17 protein-coding genes are annotated in these 15093 nt (G+C 69.7%); 2 read left to right on the forward strand and 15 right to left on the reverse strand.

What is annotated here, in order from left to right; all coding sequences use genetic code 11:
* Window positions 1–8: 8 nt before the first annotated feature.
* The 14 genes from hypF to ON21_RS37180 all read right to left on the reverse strand — a co-directional run bounded on the left by hypF (window position 9) and on the right by ON21_RS37180 (window position 11872).
* Window positions 9–2339, reverse strand: a complete 2331-nt coding sequence (gene hypF / locus ON21_RS17655) for a carbamoyltransferase HypF (protein ID WP_039799235.1) — start codon at window positions 2337–2339, stop codon at window positions 9–11.
* Window positions 2336–2578: a HypC/HybG/HupF family hydrogenase formation chaperone gene (locus tag ON21_RS17660; protein WP_039799237.1), complete on the reverse strand. Its 243-nt coding sequence runs from the start codon at window positions 2576–2578 to the stop codon at window positions 2336–2338. Before ON21_RS17660 ends, hypF begins: the two co-directional genes overlap by 4 nt.
* Window positions 2579–2580: 2 nt before the next feature.
* Complete coding sequence (locus ON21_RS17665; protein ID WP_039799239.1) at window positions 2581–3084, reverse strand: hydrogenase maturation protease; 504 nt, start codon at window positions 3082–3084, stop codon at window positions 2581–2583.
* Between the two features lie 13 nt (window positions 3085–3097).
* Complete coding sequence (locus tag ON21_RS40165; RefSeq protein WP_051020904.1) at window positions 3098–3415, reverse strand: hypothetical protein; 318 nt, start codon at window positions 3413–3415, stop codon at window positions 3098–3100.
* Window positions 3416–3437: 22 nt separating this feature from the next.
* The gene (locus ON21_RS41015; protein ID WP_085994907.1) at window positions 3438–3557 is read right to left on the reverse strand and encodes a DUF6893 family small protein; all 120 of its coding nucleotides are present in this window, start codon (window positions 3555–3557) and stop codon (window positions 3438–3440) included.
* A gap of 13 nt (window positions 3558–3570) precedes the next feature.
* Window positions 3571–4899 (reverse strand): hypothetical protein, encoded by a 1329-nt coding sequence (locus ON21_RS17675; protein WP_039799240.1) that lies wholly within the window; start codon window positions 4897–4899, stop codon window positions 3571–3573.
* The gene (locus ON21_RS17680; RefSeq protein WP_039799241.1) at window positions 4896–5543 is read right to left on the reverse strand and encodes a DUF6084 family protein; all 648 of its coding nucleotides are present in this window, start codon (window positions 5541–5543) and stop codon (window positions 4896–4898) included. The genes ON21_RS17675 and ON21_RS17680 overlap by 4 nt, the downstream gene beginning before the upstream one ends.
* Window positions 5540–6175, reverse strand: coding sequence for a DUF5947 family protein (locus tag ON21_RS17685; protein ID WP_039799242.1), 636 nt, complete (start codon window positions 6173–6175; stop codon window positions 5540–5542). Before ON21_RS17685 ends, ON21_RS17680 begins: the two co-directional genes overlap by 4 nt.
* Window positions 6172–7086 (reverse strand): NifU family protein, encoded by a 915-nt coding sequence (locus tag ON21_RS17690; RefSeq protein ID WP_039799295.1) that lies wholly within the window; start codon window positions 7084–7086, stop codon window positions 6172–6174. The genes ON21_RS17685 and ON21_RS17690 overlap by 4 nt, the downstream gene beginning before the upstream one ends.
* A 32-nt stretch (window positions 7087–7118) precedes the next feature.
* Window positions 7119–8915 carry a nickel-dependent hydrogenase large subunit gene (locus tag ON21_RS17695; protein WP_039799243.1) on the reverse strand — a complete coding sequence of 599 codons (1797 nt, stop codon included), beginning with the start codon at window positions 8913–8915 and terminating at the stop codon, window positions 7119–7121.
* 11 nt (window positions 8916–8926) lie between these two features.
* Window positions 8927–9982 carry an NADH-quinone oxidoreductase subunit B family protein gene (locus tag ON21_RS17700; protein ID WP_039799244.1) on the reverse strand — a complete coding sequence of 352 codons (1056 nt, stop codon included), beginning with the start codon at window positions 9980–9982 and terminating at the stop codon, window positions 8927–8929.
* A 92-nt stretch (window positions 9983–10074) separates the two neighbouring features.
* The gene (gene hypB / locus ON21_RS17705; RefSeq protein WP_051020905.1) at window positions 10075–10920 is read right to left on the reverse strand and encodes a hydrogenase nickel incorporation protein HypB; all 846 of its coding nucleotides are present in this window, start codon (window positions 10918–10920) and stop codon (window positions 10075–10077) included.
* Window positions 10878–11252: a hydrogenase maturation nickel metallochaperone HypA/HybF gene (locus ON21_RS17710; RefSeq protein ID WP_039799245.1), complete on the reverse strand. Its 375-nt coding sequence runs from the start codon at window positions 11250–11252 to the stop codon at window positions 10878–10880. The genes hypB and ON21_RS17710 overlap by 43 nt, the downstream gene beginning before the upstream one ends.
* Before the next feature lie 245 nt (window positions 11253–11497).
* Window positions 11498–11872, reverse strand: coding sequence for a PepSY domain-containing protein (locus ON21_RS37180; protein WP_051020906.1), 375 nt, complete (start codon window positions 11870–11872; stop codon window positions 11498–11500).
* A gap of 115 nt (window positions 11873–11987) precedes the next feature.
* Here ON21_RS37180 and ON21_RS17720 point away from each other — a divergent pair, with 115 nt between their 5' ends.
* Both ON21_RS17720 and ON21_RS17725 read left to right on the forward strand, forming a co-directional pair.
* Window positions 11988–12665 (forward strand): response regulator, encoded by a 678-nt coding sequence (locus tag ON21_RS17720; protein ID WP_039799247.1) that lies wholly within the window; start codon window positions 11988–11990, stop codon window positions 12663–12665.
* Entirely contained in the window at window positions 12658–14142 is a 1485-nt protein-coding gene (locus ON21_RS17725; RefSeq protein WP_039799248.1) for a sensor histidine kinase, read from the forward strand. The genes ON21_RS17720 and ON21_RS17725 overlap by 8 nt, the downstream gene beginning before the upstream one ends.
* 33 nt (window positions 14143–14175) lie before the next feature.
* Here ON21_RS17725 and ON21_RS17730 read toward each other — a convergent pair whose 3' ends face one another.
* Entirely contained in the window at window positions 14176–15078 is a 903-nt protein-coding gene (locus ON21_RS17730; RefSeq protein WP_039799249.1) for an alpha/beta hydrolase fold domain-containing protein, read from the reverse strand.
* Window positions 15079–15093: the final 15 nt, after the last annotated feature.

Below are 15093 nucleotides of genomic sequence, written 5' to 3' on the forward strand. Positions count from 1 at the left end.
TCCTTCGCTCATCCCTCGCTACACGCGAGGAGTTGCCCGAACGCGAGGCCGCCGTCGTTGGGCGGCAGTCGGTGGTGGGTGATCACGGTGAACCCGTTGTCGCGCAGCAGCGCGCACGAGCGCGCGAGCAGCAGGGCGTTCTGGAAGACGCCGCCGGACAGGGCGACGACCGTTCTCGGTGCGGCGTAACGGGCCGCGAGGTCGAGCACCAACCGAGCGACGGCGGCGTGGAAGCGCGCGCCCACCACCTGCGCGGGCGCGCCCGCGCGAACGTCGGCGACCACGTCCGCGATCACCGGTGCTGGATCGATCCCGGCCGGATCGCCGTCGGTGAGCGGGAATCGGTAGGCGGTGTCGCCTTCGGCCCCCGCACGCGAGAGCCCTTCCAGCTCGATCGCCGCCTGGGCTTCGTAGTCGACGACGTGCCGCACGCCGCACAGCGAGGACACCGCGTCGAACAACCGGCCCATGCTCGACGTGGGCGCGCAGCCCAGCCCGGTGCGGAACTGGTGGGCCAGCACCGAGCGCTCGGCGGGCGGACACGCCGCGACCGCGGGAATGTCCTCGGACCAGTCGATCCCGGCCGCGCGCAGATGAGCAAGCGCCATGCGGTAGGGCCTGCGCACGGCGATGTCGCCGCCCGCGAGCGGCACGTACTTCAGGTGCGCCAGGCGCCGATAGCCCTTGTAGCCCGCCAGCAGGACCTCACCGCCCCACACCGCCGCGTCCGGCCCGTACCCGGTGCCGTCGAAGGCGATGCCGATCACCTGCTCGGTGGGGCCGAGTCCGTGCTCGCCCATGACGGCGGCGATGTGCGCGTGATGGTGCTGGACGGTGTAGACGGCTCGCTCGCCCGCGTGCCTGCGCGCCCAAGCGGTGGAGCGGTAACCCGGGTGTGCGTCGGCGACCAACTGCGCGGGGCGGACCCCGGTGAGTTCACCGAGGTGGCGCTGCGCGGCGTCGAAGGAGCGCAGCGTCGCCAGGTCGTCCATGTCGCCGATGTGCTGGCTCAGCCAGGCGTAGCGGCCGTCGGCCATGGCACAGGTGTTCTTGAGGTCGGCGCCGACGGCGAGCGTCGGCGGCAGCGGCACCGGCAGCAACAGCGGTAGCGGCGCGTACCCGCGCGAGCGCCGGACCGGTAGCTCGCGGCCGCCGAGCGAGCGCACCACCGAGTCGTCGCAGGGCACCAGGATGCGCCGGTTGTGCGACAGCCAACCGTCGGCGAGCCCGGCGAGGCGGGTACGGGCGTCGTCGTCCTGGTAGCAGATCGGCTCGCCGCCGAGATTGCCCGAAGTCATCACGAGCACCTGCGGGCCGGGCGGGTCGCCGGGCAGACCGAACAGCAGCAGATGCAGCGGGGTATAGGCGAGCATGACGCCGAGATCCGGGTTGCCGGGCGCCACCGATGGCGCGGGCACCGCCTCGTGGTGCACGACCGCCGAGCAGTACTCCGGATCGCTCGAGGCAGCTCCCTCGGGCGGGCGACGGCGAGCGAGCAACACGATGGGGCGCGCCGGGCCGGTCAGCAGCGTCGCGGCGGCGTCGTCGACGGCGACGATGGCCCGTGCCGTGGCCAGGTCCGGCACCATGACGGCGAAAGGTTTGTCGCCGCGACGCTTGCGCCCGCGCAGTTCCGCGACGGCCGCCTCGTTCGTGGCGTCACAGGCGAGGTGGTACCCGCCGATGCCTTTGACCGCCAGGATGCCGCCCTCGCGCAGCAGTCGCCGCGCGGCCGTCAGCGGCGCGCCTGCTCCCGGTCCGGTATAGGCGAGCGTGGGTCCGCAGTCGGGGCAGGCGATCGGCTGCGCGTGGAAGCGGCGGTCGGCGGGATCGGCGTATTCCCGTGCGCACCGGTCGCACATGGCGAAGTCGGCCATCGACGTGCGCTCGCGGTCGTAGGGCAGGCTCGCGATGATGGTGAAACGCGGACCGCAGTTGGTGCAGTTGACGAACGGATGGCGATAGCGGCGATCGCGCGGATCGCGCAGCTCGCGTTCGCAGTCGGCGCAGATCGCGACATCGGGCGAGGCGAGCGTGCGACCGCCGCCCTCGCGCGTGGTGCCCGCGATGTGGAATCCGGTGCCGCCGCGCGCCGGGATGTCGGCCTGCTCCACCGACTCGATCACCGCCAGCGGCGGCGGACGCAGGCGCAACCGCCGGGCGAACTCGTCCAGATCGCTCGGCGCTCCCTCGATCTCGATGATCACGCCGTTGCTGTCGTTGCTCACGCTGCCGGACAGCGCCAGTTCCGCGGCGGTGGTGTAGACGAACGGCCGGAACCCGACGCCTTGCACCACACCGCGCACCAGCAGACGCCGCCGCAGCCGCACGGTGCTCATGGCCGGTCCCCGCGTTGCAGCAGACGCAGCCCGTGCAGCGCCGCCTCGGCTCCCGCGGCGTCGGTCTTCTCCACCGCGAAGCCCATGTGGATGATCACCCAGTCACCCGGCCGGGCCGGATCGTCTTCCAGCAGGCCGATGTTCACCTTCCGCTGCTCGCCGGACACGTCGACCAGCGCGATCTGGCCGTGGTAGCCGTCGGGGATCGCCAGCACCCGTCCCGGGATACCCAGACACATGGTCAGTCCTCCTGTCGCGCTGTGGCCCGCGGAAGCGGGGAGTCATCGGATGCCCCGGCGGGCAGGAACGCGGCGAGCACCGCACCGACGGCGGCGACCGCGTCCGGCACCGCCGCGGCCACCGGCGCGGACAGACCGATGCCCTCCTCCACACAGGCGACCTGACAGCCGATCACCACCGTGGGCGGTAACGCGCCGCCCAGCGCGCGTACCCCGGCGAAGACGGCGTCCGGACTCATCGCGTGGGCGTCGAGCTGTGCGGCGCCGGTGTCCTCAGGGGCGGCGCCGAACACCTCGATCCGGCCTGGCGCACCGCGGTCGGGCAGCGCATCGATCAGCACCAGCGCCGCCCACGGGTCGAGCAGGTCGTAGGCGAGATGCATGCCGCGGATGCCGTAGTCCACCGCGCGCACGCCCGGGTCGGGGTGACGCGGCAGCCTGCGCACCACCTCCGGTCCGAATCCGTCGTCGCCGAGGAAGATGTTGCCGATCCCGGCGATCAGCACCGCGGCCGTCGGGTCACCCCTCTTTCTCGGTGGGCGTTGTCGCGCCACCCACGCGCGCGTCGTCGACCTTTCCGGTCGCCGTCTCCGCGGGGGCGTTGGCGGTGTCCTTGCGTTCGTCGTATGGAGGTGTCGCCGCTTCGGCGCCGGAAGGGGCTTGCGAGGTGAACTCGGCGCCCTTCTTGGTGTCATCCGAATGCGCGGAGGTCATCTCCTCGTGATCGATGTGCCCGGGTTCCCGGTCCGCCGGGCCTCCGGCCGCGACGCCCGTGCCCGCGTCGCGCGAACCCGGCGCGCCACGTGCCGATTGCGGCTCTTCGCGATACTCACCCATGATGCTCCTTTCCGGTTCCCCGCTACATGTGCCGGATCTTCAGGTATCGCCGCAGATCCGGGATCGACCGCACGCCGAGATACACTCCCGCCGCCACCAGCACGGCGACGACGGTCGTCGAGACCACTCCCACGGTTTCCATAGCGGACTTCCTTTCATTCCTCGGTGCCGTCGAGCGGCTCCAGTTCGTCGGGCGCGAAATACAGGTAGCGCCCGTACCATTCGTGCAGCTCGGCCGCCGGATCGGCGTCCAGCACCACCCCGACGTGCGCCTGCCCGTCCACGTCCTGATGGACCGAGACGACCCGGGCGCGCTGCCCGTCGAAGAACAGATCCTGGGCGTCGGCCCGCCGCGCCGGATGCAGCCGGACCCGGCTGCCCTTGCGCACCAGCGCTCCCGCGACCGGCACGGCGTCGAGATCCGGGCGAACGGCGCCGTCGGCCAGCGGGTCCCACCAATCGACGCCCTCGGGGACCTCCGGGATCAACCCGGGCCCCTCGGCATGCGGGTCGCGCAGCACCCCGTGCAGCTGCCGCATCGCGTCCGGCGACATGGCCTCGCAGCGGTCGATGATCTCCGCCGCGCGCGGGTCGGTGGCCCGGGCCCGCGCCTTCTCCGCGTCGGTCATGGTGAGTATGCGCAGCGTGAGGATCTCGTCGATCTCGGTGGAGTCGAACAGCGCGCCTTCGCTCTGCTCCGCGATCTCCGGATGGTCGTAGAGGATGATCGGCGAGATGAGCAGCACGCTGTAGTCCCCGGGCGGCCCCGCGAGCACCGGGAAACACCGGTACCGATCGCAGCGGGCAGCCACGGCGGTGGCGTCGGGCGGCGGTTCCAACAGGGAAACGAACCGGCCGTCGGTGATCTCCGCGATGATGTGCGCGCCGATCAGCGAGCGAGCGATGGCGTCGCGCTTGTCGGTCGCGGGTGCGCCCACGTTGCGCAGGACGACGGTCAGCCGCAGGAAGCCGTCGTCGCGGTCGGCGGCGAGTTCCAGCTCACCCGCCAGCGGCAGCCTGCTGCGCACGAAGGTGCCCGGCACGGGGGCAACGTCCGTGGCGATCCGCTCGGCGTCGGAGCCGCCCGGGATGTCCAGCGGCCGGACCAGGCGGCCGGGCGCGAGCGGGCCGACGACGACCTCCTGCTCGACCGCCTCGTCCCAGGACAGCCACGACCGCGCACCGTCGGTCAGTTCCGCCACGGGCGCGCCGTCGCCGTCCACCACCTGGCGGCGCTGGAGCTGGAGGAACCGCACGGTCATGGTGAGCTCGGGATTCTCGCCCGGGTCGATCAGGCACTGGGCCGACAGCGTCGGCTCCTCGCCGAGCCCCGCCGCGGCGGCCCCGTGCGGCCCGAGTACACCGAACTGCCAACGCGACTGGTTCTTGCGCGCGTCGGCCCGGTAGGGATAGAGCAGGTAACCCTCGTAGAGCACCGCGTCGGCCACGGCGCGGGCTCGGGCTCGGGCTTCGGCGGTCGTCACGGCGTCTCCTCGGTGCTGGTCAGCAGCCGGGTCACCGCGTCGTCGAAGCCGGGCAGGCCGTGGCTGGATTTGTAGCCGGCCAGCGCCCGGAGCGTGTCGTTGTGCAGCCGCACCCACCCGGAATTCGGGTAGTACGCGTCCATCAGGCCCTGCCACACCGACACGGGCATCTCGAACTTGTCCTCGCGGTCCCACGGAATCTGCTGGATGGCGAATCCGGTCGTGCCCCGGATGAAGACCGTTCCGCTGAACAGGAACAACAGCGGAACCACACCCTCGCGCAACGCGTGCAGGTATTTCGATCCGGTCACCTCGAAGTCGTAGGTGCACGGCATCGGCAGGTCCACTTCGGCACCGCCGGAGAAGCTCGGCACCATGGTGGCGCAGTGCATCCAGAGAAACGACCGCTGGGTCTCGTGCCACCGTTCGCGCGGACCGAACAGGTCGACCAGCCCCGCGGCCTCCTCGTCGGAGTAACCGCGGCGGAACGGCTCGATGCGCACCTGCGCGCGCAGGGCGATGGCGTGCACGGGTTCCTCCGCGAGCGCGGCGATGCCGACGCGCGCGGACAGGATCGGCGCGACGGCGTACGGCTCGGGCTTGATCTCGAGCACCGCGAATGTCGTCGAGTACACCGGGCTCATGCCGCACCACCGGGTTTCGCGCGCGCCGACGCCTCGGTGAAGAACTGCTCCAGGTACTCGTGCACGTCCTGGCCGCCGTCGAATCCCCGCCACAGCAGCCGCATCCGGCCGACGAACTCGTAGCAGGCGTCGATCGGCAGCAGCAGGCAGGCGGCCTGCTCGGTGCGGCGGTCGGGCACTCGGATGAGCAGCGCTTCCACATCCGGGGCGAGCACGTCCAACTCGGGATGCCGGCGCAGGATCGAATTCCACTGCTCCAGCGGCAATTCCGATTCGGTCGCGCCCGCGGGCCCGGGATAGAACGCCACCGTCCGGTCCAGCGCGGAGTTGCGGAAGAAGAACGCCAGATTCACCGGGATGTCCAGTGCGTCCCACTCCCCCTGGCTGATCGTGAAATCGGGGAACGAGACATACCGGTCCGGCACCGCTCGATAGCGCAGCGCCGCGTTCTGGTCGACGAACAGCAGGTAGCAACCGCGGCACACACACATCAGCTGCCTGCCCTCGACGTTCACCACATGCTGGTGCCGCTCGGCGATCGGTTCGGCGCACATCTCGCACCGCTCGCCGGGCCGGGGGGCGGGTCCGCGATCGGCGGCGATCCGCTGGAGCGCGCGGAACGGTGTGCTCACCCGTTGACCTCCACCGGCACCGCCACCGACAGTTCGCCGGAGCGCACGAGCACGGGCAGCGGCTCGAGGTGCCCTTCGCCGTCGACTCGGGCGCCCGCGTGCACCACGTCGTAGTGCGCCCGGCAGGCCGGACACCGCAGCACCGCGTCACCGGCCGGGAACCCCAGGCGCCGCTCCAGTGCCGCACCCGCGAGCGAGCGATCGCACGCGGGGCAGTGGTCCCGGTAGGCGTACACCTCCGCGCCGACCCGGCAGGCCAGCACGGTCAGCCCGGCGACGGTGAAACCACCCACCTCGCCCGCGTTCAGTTCGGCCAGTTCGGGGACGGCCACCCAGTTGCCGGACCGCGCGCCGTCCGCGCGCACGCGCGAGAACAGCGAATCGGCGGAGATCACCCCCGCCGACTCGGTTTGTGCGGCGACTACTTCGATGGACTCGATCTCCGGCGCGGCCGCCCGCACCGCGTCCTCCACGGCCAGTTCGAGCGTCACCGACGAGGACGGACAGCTCTTGCAACTACCCGCCAGTTCCAAGCGGACCACGCCGTCGACGATGTCGACCAAGTGGACGTCGCCGCCGTGGGAACCGAGATACGGGCGCACGCTGTCCAGCGCGTTCCCCACGCGGGTGGCCACATCGTGCGGATGCAACCCGTGCACGAGCAGCAGGCTCGCGACCAGATCGTCGCGGGTCAACCGCTCGACCGCCGCGTCGTCGAGCAGCTCGACGACGCGGGTCAGTCCCGCGCCGTAGAGTCCGACCAGTTCGCGCACGAGTTGCTCCGCGCGTTCGCGGGCGAGCGCACCGCCCGCCGAACTCGCTTCCAGCAAGGTCTCGATGCGATCACCGGCTTCGCGCCACCGGGAATCGTCGAGCGTCGCGTCGTCCCGGTCGTCCGGGCGATCCTCCACCGTCACCTCCGGTCGTTTCGCCCGACGCGGACTCACTCGGGCGTGAGCGTCTGCGTCGGTGAGTGCAGCTTCTCCAGCGTCTTGCCCTTGCCGAGATACATGTGCACGCCACAGGGCAGGCAGGGATCGAAACTGCGCACGGTGCGCATGACATCGATGCCCTTGAAATGCTCGCGGTCGTTCTCCTCGAAGATCGGCTGGCCCTGCACCGCGTCCTCGTACGGTCCGGGCGTGCCGAAGCTGTCGCGCGGGCTGGCGTTCCACGGCGTCGGCGGGTACGGGTGATAGTTGGCGATCTTGCCGTCGCGGATCACCATGTGATGCGACAGCACGCCGCGCACCGCCTCGGTGAAGCCGCAGCCGATGCCCTCTTCCGGCACCTCGAACTTCTCCCAGGTCTTGGTGTGGCCGGCTCGGATCTCCGCCATCGCCTTCTCCGCGAAGTGCAGCGCGCAGGCCGCCGCGTACGCCTGGAAGTAGGTGCGCGCGCGGTTGCGCTCGAGGGTGTTGCTGCCGTGCACCGGGATGTTCCACTCCAGCGTGACCGGGCCCTTGAGCGCGGTCTTGGGCAGATTGATCTGCACGCTGTGCCCGGTGGCCTTCACGTAGCCGATGTCGATGAGGTTGGCCAGCGCCGTCGACCACAGCCGGGCCAGCGGGCCGCCGCCGGTGTCCAGGGGGAGGTGATCGGTGCCGTCGAACCACCGCGGCGACATGACCCAGCTGTACTTCTCGTCCAGGTCGCGTTTCTGCGGCCGGGGGTTGGTGTGCTGGTTCCAGGGATGGCGGCGGTCCACCGGGTTGCCCAGCGGATCGGTCTTGACGAACATCTCCTGATCGGTCCAGTCCTCGTAGTACGAACTGCCCAGCAGGATCCGCAGTCCCAAGTTGATGTCGACCAGGGAGGTGGTCAGCAGCTTGCCGTCGACGACAACGCCGGGGGTCACGTACATCTTGCGGCCCCAGTCCGCCATGTCCTTGTACTCGAAGTTGCAGACCTCCGGGTCCTGGAACGAGCCCCAGCAACCCAGCAGCGTGCGCCGCAGGCCGACCTTCTCGTAGCCGGGCAGCGCCTCGTAGAAGAAGTCGAACAGATCGTCGTGCATCGGCACGACCTTCTTCATGAACTCCACGTAGCGCATCAGCCGGGACATGTAGTCGGTCATCAACTGGATCGTCGCGACCGTGCCCGGCCCGCCGGGATACAGCGTGGACGGATGGACGTGCCTGCCTTCCATCAGGCAGAACATCTCGCGCGTGATCCGGCTGACCTGCAACGCCTCCCGGTAGAACTCACCGGTGAACGGGTTGAGCGCCCGCATGATGTCGGCGATGGTGCGATACCCGTGGTCGCCCGCGTGCGGCGCCTCGGTGTTCTCGGCCCTGGCCAGCACGCCCGGATTGGTCTCGGAGACCATCTTCTCGCAGTAGTCGACGCCGACCAGGTTCTCCTGGAAGATGTTGTGGTCGAACATGTACTCGGCGGCCTCGCCCAGGTTGACGATCCACTCGCCGAGGTGCGGCGGGCGCACGCCGTAGGCCATGTTCTGGCAGTAGCACGAACAAGTGGCGTGGTTGTCGCCGCAGATGCCGCAGATGCGGCTGGTGATGAAGTGCGCGTCGCGCGGGTCCTTGCCCTTCATGAAGATCGAGTAGCCGCGGAAGATGGACGAGGTGCTGTGGCACTCGACCACTTCCCGATTCTCGAAGTCGATTTTGGTGTAGATGCCGAGGCTGCCGACGATACGAGTGATCGGATCCCACGCCATCTCGACGAGGCGGTCCGGCTCGATCGTCTTGTGCGACGGCTCCGGGATGATCTGGGTCATCAGAGAACCTCCTACCAGGTGCGGGTCGCGCCGGTCTCCAGCTTCCGGCCCCGGTGCCGCCAGTGCGGCTCCTTGTCGACCGTGCGTCCGGTGATATGACGGAGGCTGCGGATCACCGATCCGTAGAGCCCCGATGCGGTGGACGAGAACTTCCCGCCGGGTGGTTCGTCCATGAACGGCATGAACTTGTCCGGGAATCCCGGCATGGTGCAGCCGATGCAGATGCCGCCGACGTTCGGGCAGCCGCCCAAGCCGTTCATCCAGCCACGCTTGGGCACGTTGCACTTGACCACGGGTCCCCAGCAGCCGAGTTTCACGATGCATTTCGGCGAGCCGTACTCGGTGGCGAACTCACCCTGCTCGTAGTAACCCGCGCGGTCGCAGCCTTCGTGCACGGTCGCCCCGAACAGCCACTTGGGCCGCAACGCCTCGTCGAGTGGGATCATCGGCGCCTGGCCGGTCGCCATGTAGAGCAGATAGGTCAGCGTCTCCGACAAGTTGTCCGGCTGGATCGGGCAGCCCGGCACGCAGACGATCGGAATACCCGCCTTGCTCTTCCAGTCCCAGCCGAGATAGTCCGGCACGCCCATCGCGCCGGTGGGGTTGCCCGCCATGGCGTGGATGCCACCGTAGGTCGCGCAGGTGCCCGCCGCCACGATGGCCGTGGCCTTCGGCGCCAGACGGTCGAGCCATTCGCTGGTCGTCATGGGCTGGCCGGTGGCGGGATTGTTGCCGAACCCGCACCAGTAGCCCTCCTTCTTCAACTGCTCGTTCGGAATCGAGCCCTCGACCACCAGAACGAACGGTTCGAGTTCCCCGCGGTCGGCCTTGAAGAACCACTCCAGGAAGTCGTCCGCACCGCCGTTGGGTCCGCACTCGAAGTCGATCAGCGGCCAATGCACGGCGATCTTGGGCAGACCGGGGAGCGCGCCGAGGGCGATCTCTTCGACGCTCGGCTGCGTGGCCGCCGTCAAGGCGACCGAGTCACCGTCACAACTGAGTCCCGCGTTGATCCACAGAACGTGGATCAGCGTCTGTTCGGCTCGTACTGCTTCGCGAGTGGGCATCTCTCGCCACCTTCCGCAGCGGACCACGGGGGCCGAATCTCGCCTTTCTCGAAGAAGGGGTCACCCGCAGATGTGATCCTGATCACTTCACCTTAAGCGCGCCCGGCGGCATCCTCAAGAGCCGCCGGACCGGCCGCGCGACGCTGCCCGGCCAGCCAGTCGTACCAGGTAGACAGGCCTTCACCGCTGTTGACCGACAGCGGAAGGACCTCGACGCCCGGATGTATCGAATGGATGTATTCCCGGCATCGGTCCAGATCGAAATCGACATACGGCAGCAGGTCGGTCTTGTTCACCAGCACCAGCCCTGCGGCCTGGAACATGTGCGGATACTTCAGCGGTTTATCGGTCCCCTCGGTCACCGAGATGACGACCACCTTCTCCCGCTCCCCCAGATCGAACAGCGCCGGGCAGACCAGATTGCCGACGTTCTCGACGAACAGCAGCGTGCCCGGCGCGGGGTCGAGCGTCTCCAGCGCGCGATACATCATCTCGGCGTCGAGATGACATCCAGCCCCGGTGTTGACCTGCACCACACCGCACCCCGTCGCCTCGATCCGTTCGGCGTCGAGCAACGTCGCCTGGTCACCCTCGATCACCGCGATCGGGGCCTGGCCGGACTCCCGGATGGTGCGCTCCAGCAGCGTGGTCTTACCCGCACCGGGCGAGCTGGTCATGTTGAGCGCGACGATGCCGCGCTCGGCCAGCCAGGCCCGGTTGCGCTGCGCCAGTTCGTCGTTCTTGGCGAGGACCTTCAGTTCCAGGGTGACCGTCTCGGTGGCGGGCACGTGGACGTGGTCGGCGCCGGGGCCGTGCTCGTGGGGATGGTGGTGCTCATGGTCCGCATGGGTGTGGTCGTGCCCGTCGGCGTGCTGGTGATCGTGTGGGACGCGAATCAGCGCGGCGGCGTCGTCGCCGCAACCGCAGGTTGCGCACATGCCTCACTCACCTCCATGGATCGGATACGCAGCTCGCGCCCGGAGCGGATCTCGACATCGGCGCTGCCGCAGGGACACAGCAGGATGGGGTCGGGCAGCCGGAACTCGGCGCCGCAACTACGGCATGCCGCCACACCCGGGATCTCGACCACAACCAGTTCCGCGCCCTCGGCGACCGTCGCCTCGGCCGCGACTTCGAAACAGAACCGCATGGCATCGGGCACGACGGCGCACAGCGCGCCGACCTCGACGGTGACGGAGTGGACCCGCCGGCCCGCCGCGTGCTCACAAACGGCGTCGATGACACTGCGCGTGATGGCCATCTCGTGCATCCGGACCTCGATTCCTCGAGTGGACAACTTGAGGCTACTCCCGGGCAAACCCTCTGCGTGGCGAATCCTCGATGCTCGGCGAACGCGTCCGCATGGCGTCATACCTACCGTGCGCCACGGTCTCGGCTACCGGTGAAGCCGCGGCCGGGATCTCCCTCCGGATCCCTGCCGCCCGGCAGCAAACACCTCGTGCTTACCCGTGCACCGACCCGTCACACCTGCGTCCGGCGGAAGGGCCGAGCCGGTCAGTCGTGGTCGACCACGGCGCGGACCTGGCCGCTGTTCGCATCGATCGTCACGTCGTGCTCCACGCCCGCGGGAGTGGTGAGCTCCACCTCCCACACCGCGACCCCGCGGTCGGTGTCGAGATCCACGGACACGACCTGTCCGCCCGGCACGGCTGCCAGCGCCTTGTCGATGGCCTGCTGCCTACTGATCCCGGTGTCGGCCACCAGCGACCAGTCCGCCGTGACCGACCGGAACGCGACGGTGTGATCGTCCGGACCGCCGGTGGCGACCGCGGCCAGGACCACACTCAGACCGACGACGGCGGCCGCGACGGCCGTGCCGACGAGCAGCCAGCGAAGACCGGCGTAGGCGCGGCGGATTACGGTTGTCATGGGAAACCTCCTGCGGGAGTGCTGATCTCGAATGCGTCCACTGTGGCGAACGGAACTGAAGGCGAGCTGAAGTCACCTGAAGACGGTTTCAGGATCGGTCTGCCACTCTTGGGGAATGCGTCTGCTGATCGTCGAGGACGAGAAACGTCTGGCTCTCACGCTGGCAAAAGGGTTGTCGGCGGAGGGATTCGCCGTGGATGTGATACACGATGGCGCCGAGGGACTGCACCTGGCGACGACCACCGATTACGACTTGATCATCCTCGACATCATGCTGCCCGGCATGAACGGCTACCGCGTCTGCGCCGCGCTGCGTGCCGGTGGCCACGAGACGCCCGTGCTCATGCTGACCGCGAAAGATGGCGAATACGACGAGGCCGAGGGACTGGACACCGGCGCGGACGACTACCTCAGCAAGCCGTTCTCCTATCTGGTGCTGCTGGCCCGCATCCGTGCGCTGTTGCGCCGCCGGACCCGTGGCGGCGCCCGTGTGCTGCGCGTCGGTGATCTGACCGTGGACCCGAGCACCCGGACCTGCCGTCGCGGCGTGCAGGACGTGACGCTCACCGCCAAGGAGTTCGCCGTACTCGAGCACTTGGCCGTGCGTGCCGGGGAGGTGGTGTCGAAAGCCGATATCCTGCACCATGTCTGGGATTTCGCCTATGACGGCGACCCGAACATCGTCGAGGTCTACATCAGCACGTTGCGCCGCAAGATCGACGCGCCGTTCGGGCGCCGATCGATCACCACCGTTCGCGGTGCGGGCTACCGGCTGACGGCCGATCGTGCCTGAGCGAGCCGCACGGGCCTGGTGGCGCTCGGTCCGCGTGCGCACCACGGTCGCGGCGACGGTCGTGGTCGCGGTGGCGCTGACCGCGGCCGGGCTCGTGGTGCTGGCCGTGCTGCGGCACAACCTGGTGCACAGCGCCGAAGTGCAGGCGGAGTCCACCGCGCAGGACGTGGCGACGCAGCTCGCGACGGGCACGGATCTCGCCCGGCTGCGGCTTCCCGATGCCGAAAGCGAACCGGTGCAGGTCGTTTCGCTCGACCGCCGCGTGCTCGCGGCCGACGACGACCTCGCGGGCAAACCGCCCATGGCCGAGTTCGGCCCGTACGCCGAGACTTCCGATGACGATGACGAAGAAGAAGAGGACGACGAGGAGGACGACGAAGAGGACGAGGACGAGAAGCCGGACCGCGAAAGCCTGGCGCAACCCACGGACCCCACGGCGGCCGACGCCGAATTCGGCGACGTGCGGCTGACGGTGGACGACGAGGACGGGCCGCATCCGTTCCGGGTCGCCGCGCTCGCGGTGACCATCCGGGGCGGACAGCCCGCCACCGTCTACGCGGGCTCCTCGCTGGAGACCGCCGACAGCGCGGTGGCGGACGCACGGCAAGCGATGCTGATCGGCCTGCCCCCACTGCTCGCCGTGGTCGCCCTGGTGATCTGGCTGGTCACCCGGCGCGCCCTGCGCCCGGTGGAGGCGATTCGCAGGCAGCTCGCCGAGATCATGGACGGCGATCTCTCCCGCCGCGTGCCGGAACCGGGCTCTCGCGACGAGATCGGCAGGCTGGCGAGCACCACCAACGTCACGCTCGCCGCGCTGGAGGAGTCCGCGGAGCGCCAGCGGCGGTTCATCGCCGACGCCGCACACGAGTTGCGCAGCCCCATCGCGAGCCTGCGCACCCAGCTCGAGGTGGCCCAGGCGCACCCCGAACTGCTGGAACTGGACGGACTGATCGGCGACACCATCCGGCTGGAACATCTCGCGGCGGACCTCTTGCTCCTGGCCCGGCTCGACGCTGGTGAGCAACCGCGCGCGGATCGGGTGGACCTGACCGTGCTGGTCCGTGAGGAGTTGGAGCACCGCGTCCGGGACCGGGTGGCCGTGCGGATCTCGATACCGGAAGAGCCCGTGGCGGTCACCGGCAGCCGTACCCAGCTCGCCCGCGTTCTGGGCAACCTGGTCGACAACGCGCAGCGGCATGCCGCGAAGACCGTTCACGTCGCCGTGGACCGCGATGCCGACGGGCCGGTGGTGCTATCGGTCACCGACGACGGGCCGGGTGTGCCGCCCGCCGACCGCGAGCGGATCTTCCAGCGATTCGTCCGCCTGGACGACGCGCGCAGCCGCGACGAAGGCGGCGCGGGCCTCGGCCTGGCCATCGTCCGCGACGTCGTGCAACGCCACGGGGGCACCATTCACGTCGCCGACGGCGCGCCCGGAGCCCGTTTCGTGGTCACGCTGCCCGCAGCCGGTACGTAGCCGGGCGCGCGCGATTCGGCACCGAACCGTCGCTCAACTGGCGAGCGCGCCACGCAGACTCTCTATGACGACCCGACGCGCAGCACGCCCTTCCGGGGTCGGGGTCAGCGGATAGACATGGGGCAGGCCGGGTGCCTCGTGGTAGTCCACCACGACCCCGGCGCCGCGCGCCGCCTCGACCAGCAGGAGGGTGTCCGGCCACAGGATGTCATCGGTGCCGCAGAAGACCGTCAGCGGGCCGAGTCCGCGCGGGTCGGCGGCCAGTGGGCTGACGCGCGGGTCGGCGAGCTCGAGATCGCCGCGCCAGTGTTCGATGAACACCCGCGATCCCGCGACGCCCAGCCACGGGTCCCGTGGCTGCACGACCTCGATTTCCGGATTGGTCAGCGACAGATCGAGCGCGGGGGCGATGAGCACGGTGCCGGGCAGCCGCACGTCGTGCTCGTCCCGCAGAGCCACCGCGGCCGACAGTGCGATCTGCCCTCCGGCGGAATCCCCTGCCACGCACACATTTCCGTAGGTCTCCCGGTTGGCGAGCGCCAGCTCCACGAAGCCCGCGACGACCTGCCCCGCCGTCCCGAACGGAATCAGCGGGTAGATCGGCACCGTCACGGCCGCACCGGCTTCCGCGGCGACCGCCGCGCAGAGCGCCCAGTGCTGCGGCGCGATCTCGTGCACCCAGCCGCCGCCGTGCGCGTACACCACGTTCCCCCGTGGCCTGTGGCCGCGCGGGGTCAGGGTGTAGACCGGCCAGCCGCCGCGACGCTCCACCGTGATCGTCACATCCGCGCGCAGCCGCCGCGGCGGACCGTAGTTGCGAGGCCGCACGCTCCGCTCGAGGACCCGCCTGCGCGCCGCGTCGGCATCGATGAACACACGATTGGCCCGGGTCGCTTTCAGGTACCCGCGCACGACCTGGTTGGCCAGACTCGGCATCGCAACTCCTCCACT

It is taken from the genome of Nocardia araoensis NBRC 100135 (genome assembly GCF_000308435.1).
Taxonomy (GTDB): Bacteria; Actinomycetota; Actinomycetes; order Mycobacteriales; family Mycobacteriaceae; genus Nocardia; species Nocardia araoensis.